The following is a 20,281-nucleotide window of genomic DNA, read 5'->3' on the forward strand; positions in this document are numbered from 1 at the left end:
AAACCGGTCAGGCTTTTTTCAGCCATCCGGCAAACAGACGGGTTACGATGGGCATCCACAACCAGACCACCAGCGCAACCACACAGGCATCATTAATCAGATGCAGGAGTAACGAGCCTTTCATTGAAGGCAGCAGAATACCGGTCAGCCACGGCACCAGGTTGGTACTGGGGAAAATCACCAGCAGCGTTATCAAAAACTGCTTCCAGCGTTTGGGCTGGCGTACATGGGGGGCTGGCGGTGTAAACCAGAAGGCGGCTTCGGTGCGCACTTCTGTTTTATCGCCTTCAGCCAGCAGCGGCGCAATTTCCTCGACCAGCTCCCGGCGTGTATCAGATTGAGTCCAGTTATACAGATGCTCAAGGGTGTCGAAGCGGATAATGATGTTCCACAGGTTTTGTCCATCTGTGGGTCGAATGACATTCGCCCCAAGATGCCCGGGAAACTCGGCGGCCAGCGGCATGATTTTCCCCAGCCACTGCTCATAACGCTGCGCCTGGTCAGGCCGCAGGGTGTGAGTAATTACCAACGTCACATGTTTGTTCTGCGCCATGAAAGGTTCCTTGCTAAAGGGAAATTGACCTGCTTAAGCCATGAAAGCAATACACAATCATTCGTGAAACATCGAGGTGGCAAGATTGTGTAGCCCCGGTCACTGACATAAGTCAGTGACCGGGGTACGCAAACTAAGCCAACAAAGAGGCAACATGAAAAATGGCGTGTACTCAGGCTTTACGTTCCGGCGCGCCATGCACCATGGTATACGCGTAATCCACACCCATACCGTAAGCACCGCTGTGTTCACGCACCAAATCCATGACGGCGTCGTAGGTTTCTTTACGTGACCAGTCACGCTGATACTCCAACAACACCTGCTGCCAGGTGACCGGAACGGCCCCTGCCTGCACCATGCGATCAATCGAACGTTCATGAGCATCCACAGACGTACCACCGGAGGTATCCGTCACGACATACACTTCATAGCCCGCTTCCAGCGCCATTAACGCCGGGAAAGTCAGGCAGACTTCGGTCCACAACGCGGAAATAATCAGTTTTTTACGCCCGGTCGCTGCCACAGCCTTCACAAAGGCGGCATCTTCCCAGGAGTTCATAGACGTACGTTCTATCGGTTTCACATCAGGATGAACGGCTAACAATTCCGGCCAGATATATCCGCTAAAACTTTTCGTTTCCACTGAAGTATAAATTACTGGAACATTGAATATTTTCCCGGCTTTGGCTAATGCGACGGTATTATTTTTCAATGTCTGGCGATCAATATTCGCCACACCAAATGACATTTGCGGTTGATGGTCAATAAAAATTAGCGTGGAGTTTTGAGGGTCAATCAGTTCCCGGATAGACATATCACACCTTCTTAATCAATAAGTTAAAAGGCAACGGTCTGTATCTGCCGTCAGCAGCAGGATCCTGAATCAGAAAGCTTGTTGAGTATAGCGGGAAATTTCTAACGAGTTATTAAAGAAAACTTACCATCTCGTGAAATTAATTATTTCATGTTGCGATATATCCTGGTCATCATCAAAAAAATACACATGACTCATCTAATTTATTCACTGGCATTGTTTTTCGCCGTTCGGTACAACAGAGGGGTTTAATTATCAGGATATTTTCTGCTTATGCGCCTCAATCTGGATGTTCTGCTGATCCTCGATGCACTCGACAAGCACGGCTCTTTTGCCGCGGCGGCCGAATCGCTATTTAAAACACCTGCCGCACTCAGCTATATGATTCAGAAGCTGGAAAGCGATCTGAACATCGAATTGCTTGACCGTTCCGGGCACCGGGCAAAATTCACCGACACCGGACGGATGATGCTGGAAAAAGGACGTCTACTGCTGAGTGCGGCAAAAGATCTCGAAAAGCAGGCAATACAGCTAAGTTCCGGCTGGGAAAAGGATCTGGCAATCGCGCTCGATGACTCCTTTCCCTTTGCCTCATTGCTACCCATTATTGATGAATTTCATGCACTTAATAAACAAACTCGTCTCAACTTCACCCACCATACGCTGGCGGGTTCATGGGAAGAACTGACCCATAACGGGGCGGATATTATCCTCGGCGCAATTAATGAACCGCCCACATCCGCAGCCTGGTCCTACAAAATGCTCGGCACGCTGGACAATGTCTTTGTCGTCGCCCCAGGGCACCCGCTGGCGAGCGCGCCTGATGACCTGACGAATGAGCAATTGTGCCTGCACCGGGCGATTGTTATCAGCGACAGCGCTCGCTTTTGCCACCCGTTACAGACCAACCTGATGGATGAACAGGCGCAGATTCACGTCGATGATTTCCACAGTAAGGTGATGCTGCTGCGGGCGGGAATGGGCTGCGGATTTCTCCCCCGCCACATTGCCAGCCCATGGATTACCAGCGGTGAACTGGTGGAAAAGACGGTTATCTCATTTCGTCAAAAAGACGTCGCCTATATGGCATGGCGCAATAGTAGCGAAGGACTGGCGCAGCGCTGGTGGCGAGACGCGCTGCTGGCCAGTGAGGAAATTGCGCGCTTGTATCAATGACTCATCCAGACTGAAGCCGATATTGCGGGCAGCGTCAGGATATCATCGACGAGTTGGCCCTTGCCCTCCTGGTGCTGCCATTGACTGACATTGAGCAACGGTGAGGCTGGCAGCACGACTTCACAAGCGTGACCGCGATTGATCGCCACCAACACGCGCTGGCGGTTTAGTACGCGTACAAATACCACCACGTTATCCTCGGCGTAAATCACCTGACAACCACCATGGCGTAACGCCTGGCTCTGGTGGCGTAATTTTGCCAGTCGCTGGTACAACGCCAGCAGGTTAGCATCCTGATGTTCAGGCTGCCACGGGAACGTCTTGCGGCAAAACGGATCGTTATTCCCGTCCAGCCCCACTTCGTCACCGTAGTAAATACAGGGCACGCCAGGCCAGGTAAACAGCCACACCACCGCCAGCGGTAACCGTGCAACGTCTTTACCCAGCAGAGATTTAAAGCGGGCGGTATCGTGGCTGTCGAGTTGATTAAACATCCGCAACTGCTGCTGATGCGACAACCCCGCACGGTAGTTATCCATCCACGCCATACAGGTCTGAGCGTCAATAGATTGTGGGTCGTATGAAATATCGGTATTGGCGAGGAATCCCCAGAGGGGGAAAGTAAAGCCGCGATAGTTCATGGCGGCATCCTCCGCATCGGCCTGCAACCACTGGCGTGCATCGCCAAAATGTTCACCCACCACATACGCCTCTGGCCGGGTTTCTTTCGCCGCCAGCGTAATTCCGGCGACATGCTGCAAATTATTACGTGCGCCACCCGCCTCGCCCAGCATATGCACGACATCCAGTCGCCAGCCGTCCATACTCCACGGTGCTTTTAGCCAGTGGCGAACAATACTGTCTTCGCCACGATAAATTTCATTCACCAGGCTTTCAGAGGAAAAGTCCAGTTTGGGTAGGCTTGAGTACCCCAACCAGTCCAGCGCAACCCCATCATCAGAGAAATGGTACCAGTCACGCCAGGGGGAATCCGGATTATGACACGCTCCACCCGTCCCGCGATTATGCCGGTCAAACCAGGCATGCGAATCGCCGCTATGGTTAAAGACACCGTCCAGAATCAGCCGCATCCCCTGCCGTTGCGTGTTCTGCCGCAAGCGCAACAACGCCCGATCGCCGCCAAACTGCGGATCAACATGGCGATAATCTTCAGTATCGTATTTATGTACGCTCGGCGCGGTAAATACCGGATTCAGGTACAGCGCCGTGACCCCTAACGTCTTCAGATACGGCAGCTTTTCGCTGATGCCGTCCAAATCTCCGCCATAAAACGTCGAACCACCGGCCTGAGCCGTAAGCGGCTCGTCCCACTCGCGCCGCACGATGTCGTGTCCAGCGGCGTGATGGTAATAGACGTTATCCTGAGCCGCTTCACGCGACTGGCTGCGGGCAAAGCGATCCGGGAAAATCTGATAAAAAATCTGATCGGCCACCCACTGTGGACCATTATCCGGTACATCGACGGCAAACTGCTCCAGACGCGCAGGCGGAAAGCGGTTGAATCCCTGCGGGGTGAACCACAACTGGCGATCGAGCCACAGTAATTTAAAGCTATAGCGTCGGCGGGGCTGCCCGCTGGTAAGATCGATCGCCGCACGCCACGCGGTGACACCAGGGTGCGGTTGGCTACGCTGCTTGTGCATAGCCAGCGAAATCTCTTCGTTATCGTTTTCTGCGCGTAGCGTCACCCGCTGAGGAGGATTTTCCCCTGCCAGCCATAACGTAATCGTCAGTTGATCTTTGTTTTGCTTCACAAATGGGGCAACCGGAAGGTGCCAGGCGTTCAACATCACGTATCCCCTTTGATGATAATGACGACACCTTGCCATAGCGAAGTGCAGGATCACTCATCATCTTAACGTTTATTGGGGGAGGAGCACGGGGGAGGAGATGTTGCCGGGCGTCGACACTGTCTTACCCGGCAAACAAATTACTGTACTTCAGCCAGTTGGCGCTCGCGGCGGCGTTTGAATACCCAGCCAGCCAGTAGCAGGAGAATCCACGCAAAGCCGACGTACAGCGAAATGCGGGTATCCGGATGATAGCCGATAAGCACAATAATAAAGACCAGGAATATCAGGCCAACAACGGTCGTCGTTACCCCACCCGGTACTTTAAACTTCAGCGCGTTGACCTCTTCTGGCGGCAGACGACGACGGAAAGCTATCTGCGACAGCAGGATCATGATCCACACCCATACCGTGGCGAACGTTGCCAAAGAGGCGATCACCAGGAAGACGTTTTCCGGCATGATGTAGTTAAGATACACCGCAAACAGCAGGGCAATGGTCATCACCATCACCGTCACCCACGGCACGCCGCGACGCGAGGTTTTGGCGAACATTTTCGGTGCGCTTCCCTGCTCCGCCATACCGTGCAGCATACGGCCCACGCCAAAGACATCAGAGTTGATCGCCGACAGCGACGCAGTCAGAACCACAAAGTTGAGAATGCCCGCCGCAAAGGTAATGCCCATGTGCTGGAATGTCATAACGAACGGGCTGCCGTCGGTGCCCACCTGGTTCCACGGGTAAATAGACATAATGACGAACAGCGTACCCACGTAAAACACGAGGATTCGCATCGGCACGGAGTTGATTGCACGCGGGATCGACTCCTGCGGGTTCTTCGCTTCACCGGCAGTAATACCGATGATTTCAATACCACCATAGGCGAACATCACCATCTGCAACGACATCACCATGCCGAGCCAGCCGTTACTGAAGAAGCCGCCGTTGCTCCACAGGTTATGGATACCGGTAGGCTGTCCGCCGTTGCCAATCCCCCAAATGATAATGCCGAAACCAGCAACAATCATAATGATGATGGTGGCGACTTTGAAGAACGAGAACCAGAACTCCAGTTCACCAAATACCTTCACGCTCATCAGGTTGATGGCGCAGATAATCAGCACGACGCTGAGTACCCAAATCCAGTGCGGTACGGCCGGGAACCAGACGCCCATGTAAATACCGAAGGCTGTCACGTCGGCAATGGCGACAATCAGGATTTCAAAACAGTAGGTCCAGCCGGTAATGTAACCAGCCAACGGTCCGAGGTTTTCCTGCGCATAGCGCGAGAAAGAGCTGGCTGCGGGGTTATGGACTGACATTTCGCCCAGCGCACGCATAATAATGTACGCCGCGACGCCACCGATAATATAGGCCAGCAACACGCTCGGCCCCGCCATTTTGATGGCGTCGGCTGAACCGTAGAACAGCCCGGTACCAATTGCTGAACCTAATGCCATAAAGCGAATGTGCCGGGTGCTCAGCCCACGCTTTAGCTTGTTATTACTTTCCATCGATTCCTAACCTGTTAACACAATAAAAAAACCACGGGGCCATATTAATAGCCCCGTGGTTAAAACTTATTGTCAGTGATATTAGTGTGCGCTGGAGGTCACTTGTCGACCCGCTGCGCGATCCCAGATAACGGCCAGGACCACCATCACGACTGTTGGCATCAACCACGCCAGCCCCTGCTCCGCCAGCGGTAAACGCTGGGTCCAGGCTGGTAAGACATCGCCAACTGCAGAAGCTTTAATGCCATCAAGGATACCAAAAATCAGGCTGATAAACATCGCAGGTGCAATGACGCGGGAAGAATTATGCCACCATGAGCGGGTAAAGCTTAATACAACCAGTGCGATACATGGCGGATAGATAGCCGTCAGCACCGGAATAGAGATCTGAATCAGATGGCTCAGGCCCAGGTTAGAAACCACCATCGAGAAGCCGCCAAGGATAAATACCAGCGTACGATAAGACAGCGGAACATACTGTGCGAAGAACTCAGCGCACGCACAGGTCAGGCCAACCGCAGTCACCAGGCAAGCGATGAAAATCAACGCCGCCAGCAGGAAGCTGCCTGCACCACCGAAGGTGTGCTGAACATACGCATGCAGAATTGCCGCACCGTTAGCAGATTGATCGACCAGCGTCGCACTGTCTGAACCCAGGCGGAACAACGCGAGGTACAGCAGCGTTAAACCCACGCCCGCCATCAGACCTGCCCAGACGGTGTAGCGGGTCAACAGACGCGCTTCGGTAACGCCACGCGAACGGGCGGCGTTAACAATAACAATACCAAATACCATCGCGCCCAGCGTATCCATCGTCAGATAGCCGTTCACAAAGCCATTCGAGAATGCTGCGTTTTGATAGGCTTCCATCGCATTGCTGATCGGACCCGCAGGCCAGACAACCGCCGCCACGGAAAGCACAACCAGTGCCAGAATTTTCAACGGCGCAAGGAAGTTGCCCACGGTATCCAGCAGTTTGCCGGGATACAGTGACACCAGAATCACAATCGCGAAGTACACCACGCTGTAGATGAACAGCGGCAGCGCGGAATCACCGGTCAGCGGTGCAATCCCAACTTCGAACGAAACCGTTGCGGTACGCGGCGTGGCGAATAACGGCCCCACGGCCAGATAGCAGACGGTAGCCAGCAGCAGACCGGCAACTTTACCGATAGGCGTGCTCAGGCTGTCCACGCCGCCGCCCACTTTCGCCAGTGCGACCACGGTAAGTACCGGAAGGCCTACGGCGGTAATCAGGAAGCCAAAGGCTGCGGTCCAGACGTGTTCGCCTGCCTGCAAACCAACCATTGGGGGGAAAATAATGTTACCTGCACCAACGAACAGTGCAAATGTCATAAATCCCAGAGCGATAATATCGCGCGATTTTAACTGATGGGTCATAAAGTCTTACTGCCTGTGGATGTGGTGTTGAAAACGTTTAATTTTCTGCCTTTCCCTGCGGGATGATACAGCGGCATTTTTAAGCAATTCCAGCGGGAAATTCTCCCTGCCTGGCGCGGCGAAGAATAGTTTTTCGATTTACCGCGTAAATGCAGTCGGTATGACAGCATTTGATGCGCAATTTAAACGCTTATAACGTTTTAAAGCAAGGTGGGATCTAAAAACCAGAACAATATAGCGATATGAAAAATTGAGCCAGCACAAAACACCATTCCCTGGAAAAAGACATGGGTAATAATGCGAACAAAAAACAATCAAACGTCGTAAAATTCAGTATCTCTTTATTGACTGCAACAAAAAAAGCCAGCTTGCGCTGGCTTTTGGAAAGATAAGCTTACGAATACCTTTTAACCGTTATTTTTGGCAATTAAACGTTCCGCGAGCACAAAACTAAATCGTGTCCCTTTGCCTGGGGTGCTGTCGATATTCAAACGGCTGTCGTGATGATGCAGGGCATGCTTCACAATCGCCAGTCCTAATCCGCTCCCCCCCGTTTGTCGGGATCGTGCTTTATCTACACGATAAAAACGCTCAGTCAGACGTGGAATATGCTCAGCAGCGATACCCGGACCGTTATCTTCCACGCTAAACTCCGCTCCCGACGCCACATGCTGCCAGCGTACGGTAATATGCGTTCCCGCAGGCGTGTGATTCACTGCGTTATACACGAGGTTTGAGATTGCGCTACGCAGTTGTTCTTCGTTGCCCCGCACGTTCAGTTGGCTATCAACATCAAAAGTAAACGTGTGTTTATGCTGGCTCAGCGTCTGTGCTTCGTGTTCAACCACGCGCAGCATCATCGGCACATCCACCTTTTCATTGAGCATCATCGCCGGTGCGGCTTCAATTTTCGACAGTGTCAGCAACTGCTTCACCAGCCCTTCCATACGGTAGGTTTGCTCACGCATGGTATGCAGCGCTTTTTCTCGCGTCGTCCCTTCCAGCGGATGCTCCTGCATCATCTCCAGATAACCTTGCAACACCGTCAGCGGCGTGCGCAGCTCATGGCTGGCGTTGGCGAAAAAGTTACGTCGGGAACCTTCCAACTGGTGCATCTGCGTAACATCACGCGCCACCATCAGCAATTGCTTATCGGTGTAGGGCATTACGCGAATTTCCAGGTGCCGTCCGGTGTTGAGTACCAGATTAATTGGCCGACTAAAGTCGCGTGTTTTCAGATACAGCGTAAATTCCGGATAGCGCAGCAGGTTAAGAATGTTTTGCCCGCTATCATCCGGCCAGCGTAACCCTAAAACCTGCTGTGCCAGTCCGTTACACCAGAAAATCCCGCCTTCTTCGGTGGTCAGCACCACTGCGTCGGGCAGTGATTCGGCGCCGCTGCGAAAGCGTTTAATGAGGTTACCCAATTCGCGACGGCGCTTTTTATTACGCAACTGCATTTGATGCAGGCCGTAGAGCAGTGGCTCCCAACTGCCACGACCCGGTGGCGGCGTCATACTCCTGTCGACCCACAGCCACCAGGACAAACGCAATAAATTCCAGAAATGCCAGATAAGCAGGCCCGTTACCGACGCCAGTAAAAACCAGGGTAGATAACCAAAAAAAGCGCTAAGGATAAAAGCCGGTATGCAGCAGAGGATCAGCTCCAGTACCAGCCTTTTCCATGACAATCGTTCAAGCAAACGTCATACTCCATTTACAGCCTAATCCCTCAGGCTCTTATTACCTGCAGTCAGAAGCGGGTCGAAAAGCGATATCCCGTCCCGCGTACCGTCTGCACCATACGATCGTGTCCGCTATGCTCCAGCGCTTTACGCAACCGGCGAATATGCACATCGACCGTCCGGTCCTCTACATATACGTTGGTTCCCCACACATGATTGAGTAATTGCTCGCGGCTGTAGACACGCTCAGGATGGGTCATAAAGAAATGGAGCAACTTGAATTCGGTAGGTCCCATATCCAGCGGGTCCTCTCCGGTCATCACACGGTGCGAGGTAGGATCAAGACTCAGCCCTTGCATCTCGATAACTTCTTCCACCGCCATAGGGGAAATACGTCGTAAAACGGCTTTAATACGCGCCACCAGCTCCTTCGGAGAGAACGGCTTAGTAATATAGTCATCCGCGCCGGTTTCCAGCCCCCGTACACGGTCTTCTTCTTCACCGCGCGCCGTCAGCATCATCACGGGGATATCCCGCGTCATCGCTTCCCGCTTGAGGTGTTTAATAAACTGTAGACCCGAGCCGCCGGGAAGCATCCAGTCAAGCAGGACGAGATCCGGCCAGGGTTCATTAAGTTGGTTCACAGCACTGTCATAGTCTTCGGCTTCTACGGGTTGAAAACCGTTTTGCTCGAGCACGAAGCAGACCATTTCACGAATTGGAGCTTCATCTTCTACGACCAGAATACGTCTCGCCATGATTTGCCCTGTTTATAATTAAATCGTTTGCCATCAATACCGTGGCATTATGCGTCACTTTTATGACAGATTTATGAAAAGATAGTCCAGGTTTAACCCAGCCAGGCGAATTATGACAGCCCGGAAACAAGATATTACCGCCCTTGCAAGGTTATAATCTCCGCCATCGTTTTTTTGTCATGGAACTCTTATGCGCATCCTCCACACGTCTGACTGGCATCTGGGCCAAAATTTCTACAGCAAGAGCCGCGCCGCTGAACACCAGGCCTTTCTCGACTGGCTGCTGGAAACGGCACAATCCCATCTGGTGGATGCCATTATTGTGGCAGGTGATATTTTCGATACCGGTTCACCGCCCAGCTACGCCCGCGAGCTGTATAACCGGTTTGTTGTTAATCTACAGCAAACGGGCTGCCATCTGGTCGTGCTGGCAGGAAACCATGACTCCGTCGCCACACTCAATGAATCCCGCGATATTCTGGCGTTCCTCAACACCACCGTCGTGGCCAGCGCCGGCCATGCACCGCAAGTGCTACCGCAACGCGACGGCACGCCGGGCGCGATCCTCTGTCCGGTTCCTTTCTTACGTCCACGTGACATCATTACCAGCCAGGCGGGGCTAACCGGCCACGAAAAACAGCAGCATTTATTAGGTGCAATCACCGACTATTACCAGCAACAATATCAGGACGCCTGCGCGCTGCGTGGCGAGCAGAATCTGCCGATTATTGCGACAGGGCATCTGACCACCGTCGGTGCCAGTAAAAGTGACGCTGTACGTGATATTTATATTGGGACGCTGGATGCGTTTCCGGCACAAAATTTCCCACCAGCGGATTACATCGCGCTGGGACATATTCACCGGGCACAGGCCATCGGCGGTACAGAGCATATTCGCTATTGCGGCTCCCCGATTGCACTCAGTTTTGACGAATGCGGCAAAAGCAAATGCGTTCACCTGGTGAGCTTTGAAAACGGTAAGCTGAGCGCCGTTGAAAACCTCATCGTGCCAGTAACCCAACAGCTTGCCGTGTTGAAAGGCGATTTAGCGACAATTAGCGCACAGTTGGAACAATGGCGTGGCGCGCATCAAGAACCGCCGGTGTGGCTAGATATAGAAATCGCGACCGATGACTATCTGCACGATATGCAGCGCAAAATCCAGGCCCTGACCGAAGACTTACCGGTAGAAGTCTTATTGGTGCGGCGTAGTCGTGAACAACGCGAGCGCATCATGGCCAATGAACGACGTGAAACGTTGAGTGAATTGAGCGTGACGGAGGTGTTTGACCGCCGTCTGGCACTGGAAGAACTCGACGATCCGCAGCGTGAGCGTCTGAATCACCTGTTTAGCACGACCTTACACACGCTCGCCGGGGAGTCCGAAGCATGAAAATTCTCAGCCTGCGTCTGAAAAACCTCAACTCCCTGAAAGGGGAATGGAAAGTTGATTTCACGGCAGAACCTTTTGCCAGCAACGGGCTGTTTGCCATCACCGGTCCAACCGGTGCCGGGAAGACCACCCTGCTGGACGCCATTTGCCTCGCGTTGTACCACGAAACACCACGACTCAATACCGTCTCGCAGTCGCAAAATGACCTGATGACCCGCGACACGGCGGAATGTCTGGCCGAAGTTGAATTCGAAGTCAGAGGCGAAGCCTATCGCGCATTCTGGAGTCAGAACCGCGCGCGCAACCAGCCAGAAGGTAACCTGCAGGTTCCGCGTGTCGAACTGGCTCGCTGCGCCGATGGCAAAATTCTCGCCGATAAAGTTAAAGACAAGCTGGAAATGACCGCAGAACTTACCGGTCTGGACTACGGACGCTTTACCCGTTCTATGCTGCTATCTCAGGGGCAGTTCGCTGCTTTTCTCAATGCCAAACCGAAAGAACGCGCCGAGCTATTGGAAGAACTGACGGGGACCGAGATTTATGGACAAATCTCCGCCATGGTGTTCGAAAAACATAAAGCGGCGCGCACAGCGCTGGAAAAGCTACAGGCGCAGGCCAGCGGTGTAGCCTTGCTCGCCGCAGAGCAGGTGCAGTCCCTGACAGAAAGTTTGCAGGTACTTACTGACGAAGAAAAACAGCATCTTACCCGTCAGCAAATCCAGCAACAGCATCTCAATTGGCTCATCCGACAAAATGAGCTACAGGCAGAAGTAAACCGCCACCAGCAAGCATTACAAACCGCAAAAGAGGCGCAAGAAAAAGCACAACCGCAGCTGGCGACACTCAGCCTGGCACATCCCGCCAGAGCGTTGCGTCCGTACTGGGAGCGAATTCAGGAACAATCCGCCACGCTCGGCCGAACACGACAGAATATTCAGGAAGTGAATGCTCGCTTACAGAGCAGCTTAGCGCTGCGTGGGCGCATCCGTCAGCAGGCACAAAAACAGTCGGCGACCCTGCTCACCGAGCAGCAGACGCTAACCGACTGGCTGAACGAACATGACCGTTTCCGCTTATGGAGCAGCGAGCTGGCGGGATGGAAAGCGCTATTGGCACAGCAATCTGACGCTAACGAGCAGCTACGTCAGTGGCAAAAACTCCGCGACAGCGATGTGCGCAAGCTGGATGCACTGCCGCTTCCCTCGCTGACCCTTAGCGCGCAAGAGGTCACGGTAGCGCTGGCGCAGCACGCACAGTTGCGGCCATTACGCCAACAACTGAGCAATCTGCATGGACAAATTGCGCCGAAACAAAAACAGCTGGTACAGCTACGCACCACAATTCAGCTGCGCCAGCAGGAGCAAGCGCAACGCAACGCGGCCCTGGCCGAAAAACGTCAGCGTTATAAAGATAAAAATCAGCATCTGACTGATGTAAAAACGCTCTGCGAGCAGGAAGCACGGATTAAAGATCTGGAAAGCCAGCGTGCTTTACTGCAATCCGGTCAGCCTTGTCCGCTTTGCGGCTCCACCGCGCATCCGGCGATTGAGCGTTATCAAACGCTCGAACTGAGCATCAATCAGACCCGGCGTGAAGCCCTGGAAAAAGAGGTCAAAACGCTGGCCGATGAGGGGTCAACGCTACGCGGACAGCTCGACGCGATAACCCAACAGCTACAGCGCGATGAACGCGAGGTACAGACGCTTTCTCAGGAGGAGCAAGTACTTACTCAAGAGTGGCAGGCGCTGACTACCCGCCTGAACATAACGTTACAACCGCAGGATGATATCGCCCCCTGGCTTGCAGCCCAGGAGGAACACGAACAACAGCTTCACCAGTTGAGCCTGCGTCATGCCCTGCAGGCTCAAATTACTGCGCATTCCGAACAGATAACCCAGCTTCAGCAGCATATTGAACAGCGCCAGACTACGCTGCTCGCTGAATTAGCCCGCTACGGTCTGTCGCTTCCTGCCGATGACGATATCACCGCCTGGCTTAACGCACGTGCGGGCGAAGCGCAGATGTGGCAGCGTCGCCAGAATGAGCTGACCGAGCTCCAGGCGAAAATGGCACAGCTTGCGCCATTGCTGGAAACCTTGCCCGAAACCGGCACGAAGGAAGAAACGACAGAAAGCCTGGCGCTGGAAAATTGGCGGCAGGTGCACGATGACTGCCTCTCATTACAGGGCCAATGGCAGTCGCTGCAACAGCAGGAAGCCCAGGAAGCTCAACGCGCAGCAGAGATTCAGGCACAGTTTGATAGCGCATTACAGGCCAGTGTTTTTGACGATCGCGACGCCTTCCTTGCCGCCCTGCTGGATGAAGAGGCATTTAACCATCTTGAGCAGCTTAAGCAGTCGCTGGAAGGCCAGCTACAACAGGCGCAAACGCTGCTTAACCAGGCTCAGCAGGCGCTGGCAACGCATCAGCAGCAACCGCCTGCCGGCGCGGATCTCACACTCACCGTGGACTATCTTCGCGATGCACTGGCACAGCTCACGCAACAACTGCGGGATAACACCACACGCCAGGGCGAAATTCGCCAGCAGCTCAGGCAGGATGCCGAAAACCGCCAGCAGCAGCAGACCCTGATGCAAGAGATTGAAAAGGCCTCACTGCAGGTCGAAGACTGGGGCTACCTGAATGCGCTGATCGGCTCAAAAGAAGGTGATAAATTCCGCAAATTTGCCCAGGGACTGACGCTGGATAACCTGGTCTGGTTGGCCAACAATCAGCTGACCCGCCTGCACGGTCGCTATCTGTTGCAACGCAAGGCCAGTGAGGCGCTGGAACTTGAAGTGGTGGATACCTGGCAGGCCGATGCCGTGCGTGATACCCGCACGCTCTCCGGCGGCGAAAGCTTCCTCGTAAGCCTGGCGCTAGCGCTGGCGCTGTCCGACCTGGTCAGTCACAAAACACGCATTGACTCTCTGTTCCTCGATGAAGGTTTCGGCACGCTGGACAGCGAAACGCTGGATACCGCGCTCGACGCGCTGGATGCCCTGAACGCCACCGGCAAGACCATTGGCGTGATAAGCCACGTCGAAGCGATGAAAGAACGTATTCCGGTGCAGATCAAGGTTAAAAAAATCAACGGATTAGGTTACAGCAAACTCGATAAGATGTTTGCGGTGGAGTAATCAACCAACGGATGTGGATTCACGAGCCGGATGTGCGTAAGCACCATCCGGCATAATACATAGCACGATCGTGAATACACAAAGACGGATATGAAATGGCAATCTCTTTTTCTTATCCGCAAGCTATCCCTTTGTTGGCGGCGAGCATTCGGCGCTGTGGCGCACATCCTGCGTCTTTATTGTTGGCAGGTAGTATGAAAAAAGTCATTTTCTCTTTAGCCCTCGGAACGTTTGGGCTGGGCATGGCCGAGTTTGGCATTATGGGCGTATTAACCGAACTGGCGCGTGACGTGGGCATTTCCATCCCCGATGCGGGACATATGATTTCGTTTTACGCCTTTGGCGTTGTCATCGGCGCCCCCATTATTGCCGTGTTTTCCAATCGTTTTTCGCTCAAGCATATTCTGCTGTTTCTGGTCACACTCTGTGTCGTCGGGAACGCCATCTTCACCCTCTCTTCCAGCTATTTTATGCTGGCGGTAGGTCGGCTGGTCTCCGGGTTTCCACACGGGGCATTTTTTGGCGTCGGCGCGATTATCCTGTCAAAGCTGGCGCGACCTGGTAAAGTTACCGCCGCCGTAGCGGGTATGATTTCCGGTATGACCGTCGCCAATCTGATTGGCATTCCCGTTGGCACCTGGCTGAGTCAGACGTTTAGCTGGCGCTACACGTTTCTGCTGATTGCCGTGTTTAACATCGCCGTTATTCTGTCGGTTATCTTTTGGGTACCCCACCTCCGCGACGAAGCAAAAGGCAGGCTACGCGAGCAATTTCACTTTCTGAAAAGCCCCGCACCGTGGCTCATTTTCTCCGCCACCATGTTTGGGAACGCCGGTGTTTTTGCCTGGTTCAGCTACGTCAAACCCTACATGATGTACATCTCTGGTTTCTCCGAAACGCTGATGACTTTCATCATGATGCTGGTTGGGCTGGGGATGGTGTTGGGCAACCTGCTGAGCGGGCGACTGTCTGGTCGCTACACGCCGCTACGCATTGCGGTAGTAACCGATTTTGTGATTGTAGTGGCCCTGCTGCTGCTGTTTGCATTCGGCGGCATCAAAGCCGCCTCGCTGACGTTCGCCTTTATTTGCTGTGCGGGACTATTTGCGCTATCAGCGCCGCTGCAAATTTTACTGCTGCAAAACGCGAAGGGCGGTGAACTGCTGGGCGCGGCCGGAGGGCAAATGGCTTTTAATCTGGGTAGCGCAATTGGCGCTTACTTCGGCGGCTTAATGTTGACGCTGGGCTTTGCCTACAACTACGTCACGATCCCTGCGGCGCTACTGTCTTTTTCCGCGATGTCATCACTGCTGATCTATGGTCGTCTGAAGCGCGGAGTGCAACAGGTTGCACCCGCGACGTAAACGTTTATGCCTGCGGCCACAGCCAGGCCGCGCCGCGCACGCCACTGGAATCACCGTGCAACGCCTTGCGCAGAGGCGTTTCACACTCACCGCCAAAGACAAACTGCTTAATCAGTGACGGAACGTTTTGGTACAGCCTGTCGACATTGCTCATTCCCCCGCCCAGCACAATGACATCCGGGTCGAGAATATTCACCACATGCGCTAACGATTTCGCCAGGCGTAATTCATATCGATTCAGCGCCTGTTCCGCCAGCGTATCCTGTTCGTTTACCAGACGGATAATTTCACTGCCTGTTAGCGGGTTCCCGCTCAGGCGATGATAGTCAGTGGCAAAACCGGTCCCTGAGATAAAGGTTTCAATACAGCCTTGTTTACCGCAATAGCAAGGCACCTCTTGCCGATAGCGCAACTCATCATCATCCATCCACGGCAGCGGATTATGCCCCCACTCGCCCGCCGTGCCATTCCCACCGGTATGCGCCCGGCCATTGAGCGCCACGCCGGAACCACAGCCGGTACCAATTATCACCGCAAACACGGTCTGCGCCCCCGCGGCTGCGCCATCGACCGCTTCAGACACCGCCAGGCAGTTAGCATCGTTTGCCAGGCGGACTTCACGGTTCAGTCGCGTACTCAGGTCTTTGTCAAAGGGTTGTCCATTGAGCCAGGTCGAGTTGGCATTTTTCACCACCCCGGTATAAGGCGAAATTGAACCGGGAATGCCCATCCCCACGGTGCCCGTCTGCCCGGTGGCTTTTTCCGCCATCGCCACCAGCGCGGCGATGGTTTCTATGGTTTGTCGATAATCATCACGCGGCGTCGGCAGGCGATGGCGAAAAAGCTGCTCACCCGCATCGCCAAGCGCGATAACTTCCGTTTTCGTACCGCCTAAATCGATACCTATACGCACGGTTTGCTCCTCTTCCCGATTAACAATGCAAGCATAGCGACAATTCGCTATCATGCCCGCTGGATTTAACGACAAGGCCGTGGAAATTATCATGCTGTGGTTCAAAAATTTAATGGTTTACCGTCTTAGCCGCGATGTTTCTTTGCGTGCCGAAGAGATGGAAAAACAGCTGGCATCAATGACGTTCACCCCTTGCGGTAGCCAGGATATGGCAAAAATGGGCTGGGTGCCGCCGATGGGATCGCACAGCGATGCTTTAACGCATACCGCCAATGGCCAAATTATTATCTGCGCCCGCAAAGAAGAAAAAATTCTGCCGTCGCCGGTTATTAAACAGGCGCTGGAAGCAAAAATAGCCAAACTGGAAGCTGAGCAGGGTCGCAAGCTCAAAAAGACCGAAAAAGACTCGCTGAAAGATGAAGTGTTGCACTCATTGCTGCCGCGCGCCTTTAGCCGCTTCAGCCAGACAATGATGTGGATCGACACCGTCAATGACCTGATCATTGTCGACTGTGCAAGCGCCAAAAAAGCAGAGGACACGCTGGCACTGCTGCGTAAAAGCCTCGGTTCACTGCCGGTTGTCCCGTTGACGATGGAAAACCCAATCGAACTGACGCTGACCGAATGGGTCCGTTCCGGCACGACGGCGCAAGGTTTCCAGTTACTGGATGAAGCCGAACTGAAAGCGATGCTGGAAGATGGTGGCGTGATCCGTGCGAAAAAACAGGATCTGGTTTGCGATGAAATTGCCGTACACATCGAAGCAGGCAAACTGGTCACCAAGCTGGCGCTCGACTGGCAGCAGCGTATTCAGTTTGTCATGTGCGACGACGGTTCCATTAAGCGTCTGAAGTTCAGCGATGAACTGCGCGATCAAAATGAAGACATCGACCGTGAAGACTATGCTCAACGTTTTGATGCCGATTTCATCCTGATGACGGGTGAACTGGCCGCGTTGATTAAAAGCCTGGTGGAAGGATTAGGCGGCGAAGCACAGCGCTAAGTGACGTCGTATTGCCCGATGTCACCCCTTGCGACTTATCTGGCCTACGCCTATTGTAGGCCAGATAAGTAAGTACTATCAGGCACTAAACAATTACAGATAGCGGCAAAGATAGGATGTTGGCTCTGCCACTTGCAGATGAAATTCGCTGTTGCCCGGTACGTTAAACACGTCCCCTGCGGCATACACTTTCCACTCTGTTTCCCCCGGCAGTAACACATTTAACGCACCGCTTACCACCGTCATCTCTTCAGGTGCCGCTGTACCAAAGGTGTATTCACCTTCCGCCATAACGCCAACGCTGGCGCGGCCAGTACTGCTGCTGGTAAAACCAATCGATTTTACTTTGCCGGAAAAGTATTCATTACTTTGAAGCATACAACTGGCCCTATCTCGTGATTAAGTTGATAACCAATATAGGGGCCTGACATTGTAGCTGTCACGCAAAATTAAGCGAGCAACTCGGATGCCAGTCGGGCAATCAGTACGTTAGACAGAAGAACCGGGACATCCAGCGACTTTTGCAGTAAATCACGATGGCGTTGGTTAAAACCCAAACAATCCAGCATGATCACATCCGCGCCTTGCTCAAGCAGATCTTTTCCGGCATCAATCAGCTGTTGTTCAGAACCGTGAATCGGATTTGCCACGGCATAGACGGGGGGCGTCTGTAGCACCTGCCATTTTTGTTCCTGGGCCTGGAGCAATTCGGCGACCGGCACAATTACCCCAACCTGATGCCCTTCCACAATCGAGGCCACCAGGGGAGGAATAATTCGTAAAGGCTCCAGCAGGATACTATTACGGGCCGTCAGGCGGGTAATTGAGGCCGTGCTCATCAGCAAAATAACGTCAAACCCCTGGTTATCCAGCACTTCAACAATACTTTGCAAATCGCGCTCGACTTTCTGGCGCGAGACATGAGCCAGCTGATGGTCGCTCAGCAGCGTCAATAACGACTCGTCGCCGGGCGAGACCGCATACTCAGCCATCACATCTTCTCGCCGCATCTGTCCCAGCAGGCTGTGGTGAGTAATGTGTTGTTCATCAATATATTCCGTCAGGAGCGGTAACACCTCACACATCGGCACAACACCAATCGTGAGGATAGCCAACGACGTACTCATTTGTTGCTCCACCGTCTTCTTACTTTGCCGTGAATTCCCGGACAAATGCCGGGTACTGACCTGCGCTACAAATGCTCAAAAGCGTAGCAGCAGATCGGCGATGCATAGTGTAAAGATTCCAAATCATTCCAGTACTATATTGTTATCGTTTAATTTTCACTTTCCGCGGGATACCGGGAGGTTCGAAAATTGTGATACTGGCACGCTCCGGCAGAGGACAGATAATTTGTCTGCGCGCCCGGGATGGAGTGGAAAGGTCGGTCTATATCGGGAAGCCCTTAACGATAAGCTCCGCCCTGCCGCCGTGACCGGGCTTGCGACAGTATCGCAAGAATATCAGCCACAACCTGCGAAGGTTCATTCGTCGCATCAACAATATAATGCGCCGCTTCACGATACAGCGCATCGCGCTGCTCAAGAACTTCCTGCACTTCTTCGGTTAATGGCTTGCCGGTTAACGTCGGGCGCAATCCTTCCTCAGGCGCCACTTCCAGGCGGTTTACCAGTACCGATACCGGTGCATTTAAATAGATGACCATGCCGTGACTACGCATGTAGTGACGATTATATTCAGTAAGAATAATACCGCCGCCGGTCGCCACAACTGTTGAGGGGGCCGTAACGGCCTGCAAGGCGGTCGTTTCCTGGGCGCGAAAACCTTCCCATCCTTCTCTTTCAACAATTTCAGCCACGGTCATCTGCACGTGTGATTGCAACCAACGATCGGTATCAACGAACTGAAAGTCGATGGCTTTCGCCAGCGCCATACCGGTTGTCGTCTTACCACACCCCCGGGGGCCAACAAGATAAAGCGGTTGTGTCATCACAGAAGTTCCCCAGAGAACCGCAGGTAAGCGGGATCTGATGCTGTTAAAGTTATAATCATACCATCAAACTAGTACATCGCCAAAGTGTAAAGAATAAATTCCAATAAGGCGATAAAATCGATTAAACCCTACTATAACAAGAATTCACAACGAAGAAAGTGTAAAAAATAAATTACAGTTGTTATTTTCTACGTTGAACTTCCAGCCACCACTTGTCCAGTTCAGCCGCAAAATGTTGCCTGTCACGCGGCGAAAGGCTGTCAGGCCCTCCGGTCTGTATCCCGCTGGCGCGCAGCGTATCCATAAAATCACGCATCGTCAGGCGTTCACGAATCGTCGCCTCGGTATAGCGTTCACCGCGTGGGTTGAGTGCCGCAGCGCCTTTTTCAATGACTTCAGAGGCCAGCGGAATATCCGCCGTGACAACCAGGTCTCCCGCGCTGCACTGGCGCACAATTTCGTTATCGGCGACATCAAACCCGGCCGGAACACGTAAGGTGCGGATAAAACGCGAAGGCGGAACGCGCAAACTCTGATTGGCGACCAAAATGAGCGGCATCTGCATTCGCTCGGAAGCCCGATATAAAATGTCTTTAATCACATTCGGACACGCATCCGCATCCACCCAAATCGTCATAACACCTCCAGACACATGTGCAATTGCACATTGTCTCGTGCTTTTACTTTCAGGCAAAGCGCTGTTTCTCCTTCTGAACGCCTTCATTCCGCGCTAAGCTTAGCTTTCCCAGATTTACCCTAAATAATTCAAGTGAATTGAAGAATAACGGGTATAAAACAATGA

At 53.1% G+C, this 20,281-nt stretch carries 17 protein-coding genes; 5 read left to right on the forward strand and 12 right to left on the reverse strand.

Annotated elements, in window-relative coordinates; all coding sequences use genetic code 11:
* Window positions 1–7 precede the first annotated feature (7 nt).
* Window positions 8–553, reverse strand: a complete 546-nt coding sequence (locus HV261_RS20750; RefSeq protein ID WP_005125120.1) for an antibiotic biosynthesis monooxygenase — start codon at window positions 551–553, stop codon at window positions 8–10.
* A gap of 172 nt (window positions 554–725) precedes the next feature.
* Window positions 726–1,367 carry a hydrolase gene (locus HV261_RS20755; protein ID WP_047416914.1) on the reverse strand — a complete coding sequence of 214 codons (642 nt, stop codon included), beginning with the start codon at window positions 1,365–1,367 and terminating at the stop codon, window positions 726–728.
* 273 nt (window positions 1,368–1,640) lie between these two features.
* Here HV261_RS20755 and HV261_RS20760 point away from each other — a divergent pair, with 273 nt between their 5' ends.
* Window positions 1,641–2,543 carry a LysR family transcriptional regulator gene (locus tag HV261_RS20760; protein ID WP_202039318.1) on the forward strand — a complete coding sequence of 301 codons (903 nt, stop codon included), beginning with the start codon at window positions 1,641–1,643 and terminating at the stop codon, window positions 2,541–2,543.
* On the opposite strand, the gene malZ is transcribed toward HV261_RS20760, so the two are convergent.
* From malZ to phoB, 5 genes are all read right to left on the reverse strand, one after another.
* Complete coding sequence (malZ, locus tag HV261_RS20765; protein ID WP_202039319.1) at window positions 2,537–4,354, reverse strand: maltodextrin glucosidase; 1,818 nt, start codon at window positions 4,352–4,354, stop codon at window positions 2,537–2,539. The genes HV261_RS20760 and malZ overlap by 7 nt on opposite strands.
* Window positions 4,355–4,494: 140 nt before the next feature.
* On the reverse strand, window positions 4,495–5,868 hold the full coding sequence (gene proY, locus HV261_RS20770) for a proline-specific permease ProY (RefSeq protein ID WP_202039320.1): 1,374 nt from the start codon (window positions 5,866–5,868) through the stop codon (window positions 4,495–4,497).
* An 81-nt stretch (window positions 5,869–5,949) separates the two neighbouring features.
* Window positions 5,950–7,269 (reverse strand): branched-chain amino acid transporter carrier protein BrnQ, encoded by a 1,320-nt coding sequence (brnQ, locus tag HV261_RS20775; RefSeq protein ID WP_202039321.1) that lies wholly within the window; start codon window positions 7,267–7,269, stop codon window positions 5,950–5,952.
* Between the two features lie 407 nt (window positions 7,270–7,676).
* Window positions 7,677–8,972 carry a phosphate regulon sensor histidine kinase PhoR gene (gene phoR / locus HV261_RS20780; RefSeq protein WP_137384654.1) on the reverse strand — a complete coding sequence of 432 codons (1,296 nt, stop codon included), beginning with the start codon at window positions 8,970–8,972 and terminating at the stop codon, window positions 7,677–7,679.
* A 50-nt stretch (window positions 8,973–9,022) separates the two neighbouring features.
* Complete coding sequence (gene phoB / locus HV261_RS20785) at window positions 9,023–9,712, reverse strand: phosphate response regulator transcription factor PhoB (protein WP_003021496.1); 690 nt, start codon at window positions 9,710–9,712, stop codon at window positions 9,023–9,025.
* Between the two features lie 190 nt (window positions 9,713–9,902).
* Between phoB and sbcD the strand changes: the two genes are divergently transcribed.
* The 3 genes from sbcD to araJ all read left to right on the forward strand — a co-directional run bounded on the left by sbcD (window position 9,903) and on the right by araJ (window position 15,609).
* Window positions 9,903–11,105 carry an exonuclease subunit SbcD gene (gene sbcD / locus HV261_RS20790; protein WP_202039322.1) on the forward strand — a complete coding sequence of 401 codons (1,203 nt, stop codon included), beginning with the start codon at window positions 9,903–9,905 and terminating at the stop codon, window positions 11,103–11,105.
* The gene (gene sbcC / locus HV261_RS20795; RefSeq protein WP_202039323.1) at window positions 11,102–14,245 is read left to right on the forward strand and encodes an exonuclease subunit SbcC; all 3,144 of its coding nucleotides are present in this window, start codon (window positions 11,102–11,104) and stop codon (window positions 14,243–14,245) included. The genes sbcD and sbcC overlap by 4 nt, the downstream gene beginning before the upstream one ends.
* Before the next feature lie 194 nt (window positions 14,246–14,439).
* Window positions 14,440–15,609 (forward strand): MFS transporter AraJ, encoded by a 1,170-nt coding sequence (gene araJ, locus HV261_RS20800; RefSeq protein WP_202039732.1) that lies wholly within the window; start codon window positions 14,440–14,442, stop codon window positions 15,607–15,609.
* Between the two features lie 4 nt (window positions 15,610–15,613).
* Here the strand turns inward: araJ and mak are convergent, their stop codons facing one another.
* Entirely contained in the window at window positions 15,614–16,522 is a 909-nt protein-coding gene (gene mak, locus HV261_RS20805) for a fructokinase (RefSeq protein ID WP_202039324.1), read from the reverse strand.
* Between the two features lie 91 nt (window positions 16,523–16,613).
* On the opposite strand from mak, the gene rdgC reads away from it, so the two are divergent.
* Entirely contained in the window at window positions 16,614–17,525 is a 912-nt protein-coding gene (gene rdgC / locus HV261_RS20810; RefSeq protein WP_137384658.1) for a recombination-associated protein RdgC, read from the forward strand.
* 93 nt (window positions 17,526–17,618) lie between these two features.
* Here rdgC and ppnP read toward each other — a convergent pair whose 3' ends face one another.
* The 4 genes from ppnP to HV261_RS20830 form a co-directional block, all read right to left on the reverse strand.
* Window positions 17,619–17,903 carry a pyrimidine/purine nucleoside phosphorylase gene (gene ppnP, locus HV261_RS20815; protein ID WP_003021477.1) on the reverse strand — a complete coding sequence of 95 codons (285 nt, stop codon included), beginning with the start codon at window positions 17,901–17,903 and terminating at the stop codon, window positions 17,619–17,621.
* A 71-nt stretch (window positions 17,904–17,974) separates the two neighbouring features.
* Window positions 17,975–18,652, reverse strand: coding sequence for an AroM family protein (locus HV261_RS20820; RefSeq protein ID WP_202039325.1), 678 nt, complete (start codon window positions 18,650–18,652; stop codon window positions 17,975–17,977).
* A 278-nt stretch (window positions 18,653–18,930) separates the two neighbouring features.
* Window positions 18,931–19,476 carry a shikimate kinase AroL gene (gene aroL, locus HV261_RS20825; RefSeq protein WP_202039326.1) on the reverse strand — a complete coding sequence of 182 codons (546 nt, stop codon included), beginning with the start codon at window positions 19,474–19,476 and terminating at the stop codon, window positions 18,931–18,933.
* Window positions 19,477–19,660: 184 nt separating this feature from the next.
* Complete coding sequence (locus HV261_RS20830) at window positions 19,661–20,116, reverse strand: YaiI/YqxD family protein (protein ID WP_101741820.1); 456 nt, start codon at window positions 20,114–20,116, stop codon at window positions 19,661–19,663.
* Window positions 20,117–20,281: the final 165 nt, after the last annotated feature.

Source organism: Citrobacter sp. RHBSTW-00671 (assembly GCF_014103415.1).
Lineage (GTDB): Bacteria > Pseudomonadota > Gammaproteobacteria > Enterobacterales > Enterobacteriaceae > Citrobacter.

Excerpts from the sequence above, each read along its gene's own strand:
- sbcD (WP_202039322.1), top strand. The coding sequence starts at position 9,903 with ATGCGCATCCTCCACACGTCTGACTGGCATCTGGGCCAAAATTTCTAC.
- HV261_RS20820 (WP_202039325.1), bottom strand. The coding sequence starts at position 18,652 with ATGAGTACGTCGTTGGCTATCCTCACGATTGGTGTTGTGCCGATGTGT.
- proY (WP_202039320.1), bottom strand. The coding sequence starts at position 5,868 with ATGGAAAGTAATAACAAGCTAAAGCGTGGGCTGAGCACCCGGCACATT.
- malZ (WP_202039319.1), bottom strand. The coding sequence starts at position 4,354 with ATGTTGAACGCCTGGCACCTTCCGGTTGCCCCATTTGTGAAGCAAAAC.
- HV261_RS20750 (WP_005125120.1), bottom strand. The coding sequence starts at position 553 with ATGGCGCAGAACAAACATGTGACGTTGGTAATTACTCACACCCTGCGG.
- aroL (WP_202039326.1), bottom strand. The coding sequence starts at position 19,476 with ATGACACAACCGCTTTATCTTGTTGGCCCCCGGGGGTGTGGTAAGACG.
- rdgC (WP_137384658.1), top strand. The coding sequence starts at position 16,614 with ATGCTGTGGTTCAAAAATTTAATGGTTTACCGTCTTAGCCGCGATGTT.
- sbcC (WP_202039323.1), top strand. The coding sequence starts at position 11,102 with ATGAAAATTCTCAGCCTGCGTCTGAAAAACCTCAACTCCCTGAAAGGG.
- HV261_RS20755 (WP_047416914.1), bottom strand. The coding sequence starts at position 1,367 with ATGTCTATCCGGGAACTGATTGACCCTCAAAACTCCACGCTAATTTTT.
- araJ (WP_202039732.1), top strand. The coding sequence starts at position 14,440 with ATGAAAAAAGTCATTTTCTCTTTAGCCCTCGGAACGTTTGGGCTGGGC.
- brnQ (WP_202039321.1), bottom strand. The coding sequence starts at position 7,269 with ATGACCCATCAGTTAAAATCGCGCGATATTATCGCTCTGGGATTTATG.
- phoB (WP_003021496.1), bottom strand. The coding sequence starts at position 9,712 with ATGGCGAGACGTATTCTGGTCGTAGAAGATGAAGCTCCAATTCGTGAA.
- HV261_RS20760 (WP_202039318.1), top strand. The coding sequence starts at position 1,641 with ATGCGCCTCAATCTGGATGTTCTGCTGATCCTCGATGCACTCGACAAG.
- ppnP (WP_003021477.1), bottom strand. The coding sequence starts at position 17,903 with ATGCTTCAAAGTAATGAATACTTTTCCGGCAAAGTAAAATCGATTGGT.
- HV261_RS20830 (WP_101741820.1), bottom strand. The coding sequence starts at position 20,116 with ATGACGATTTGGGTGGATGCGGATGCGTGTCCGAATGTGATTAAAGAC.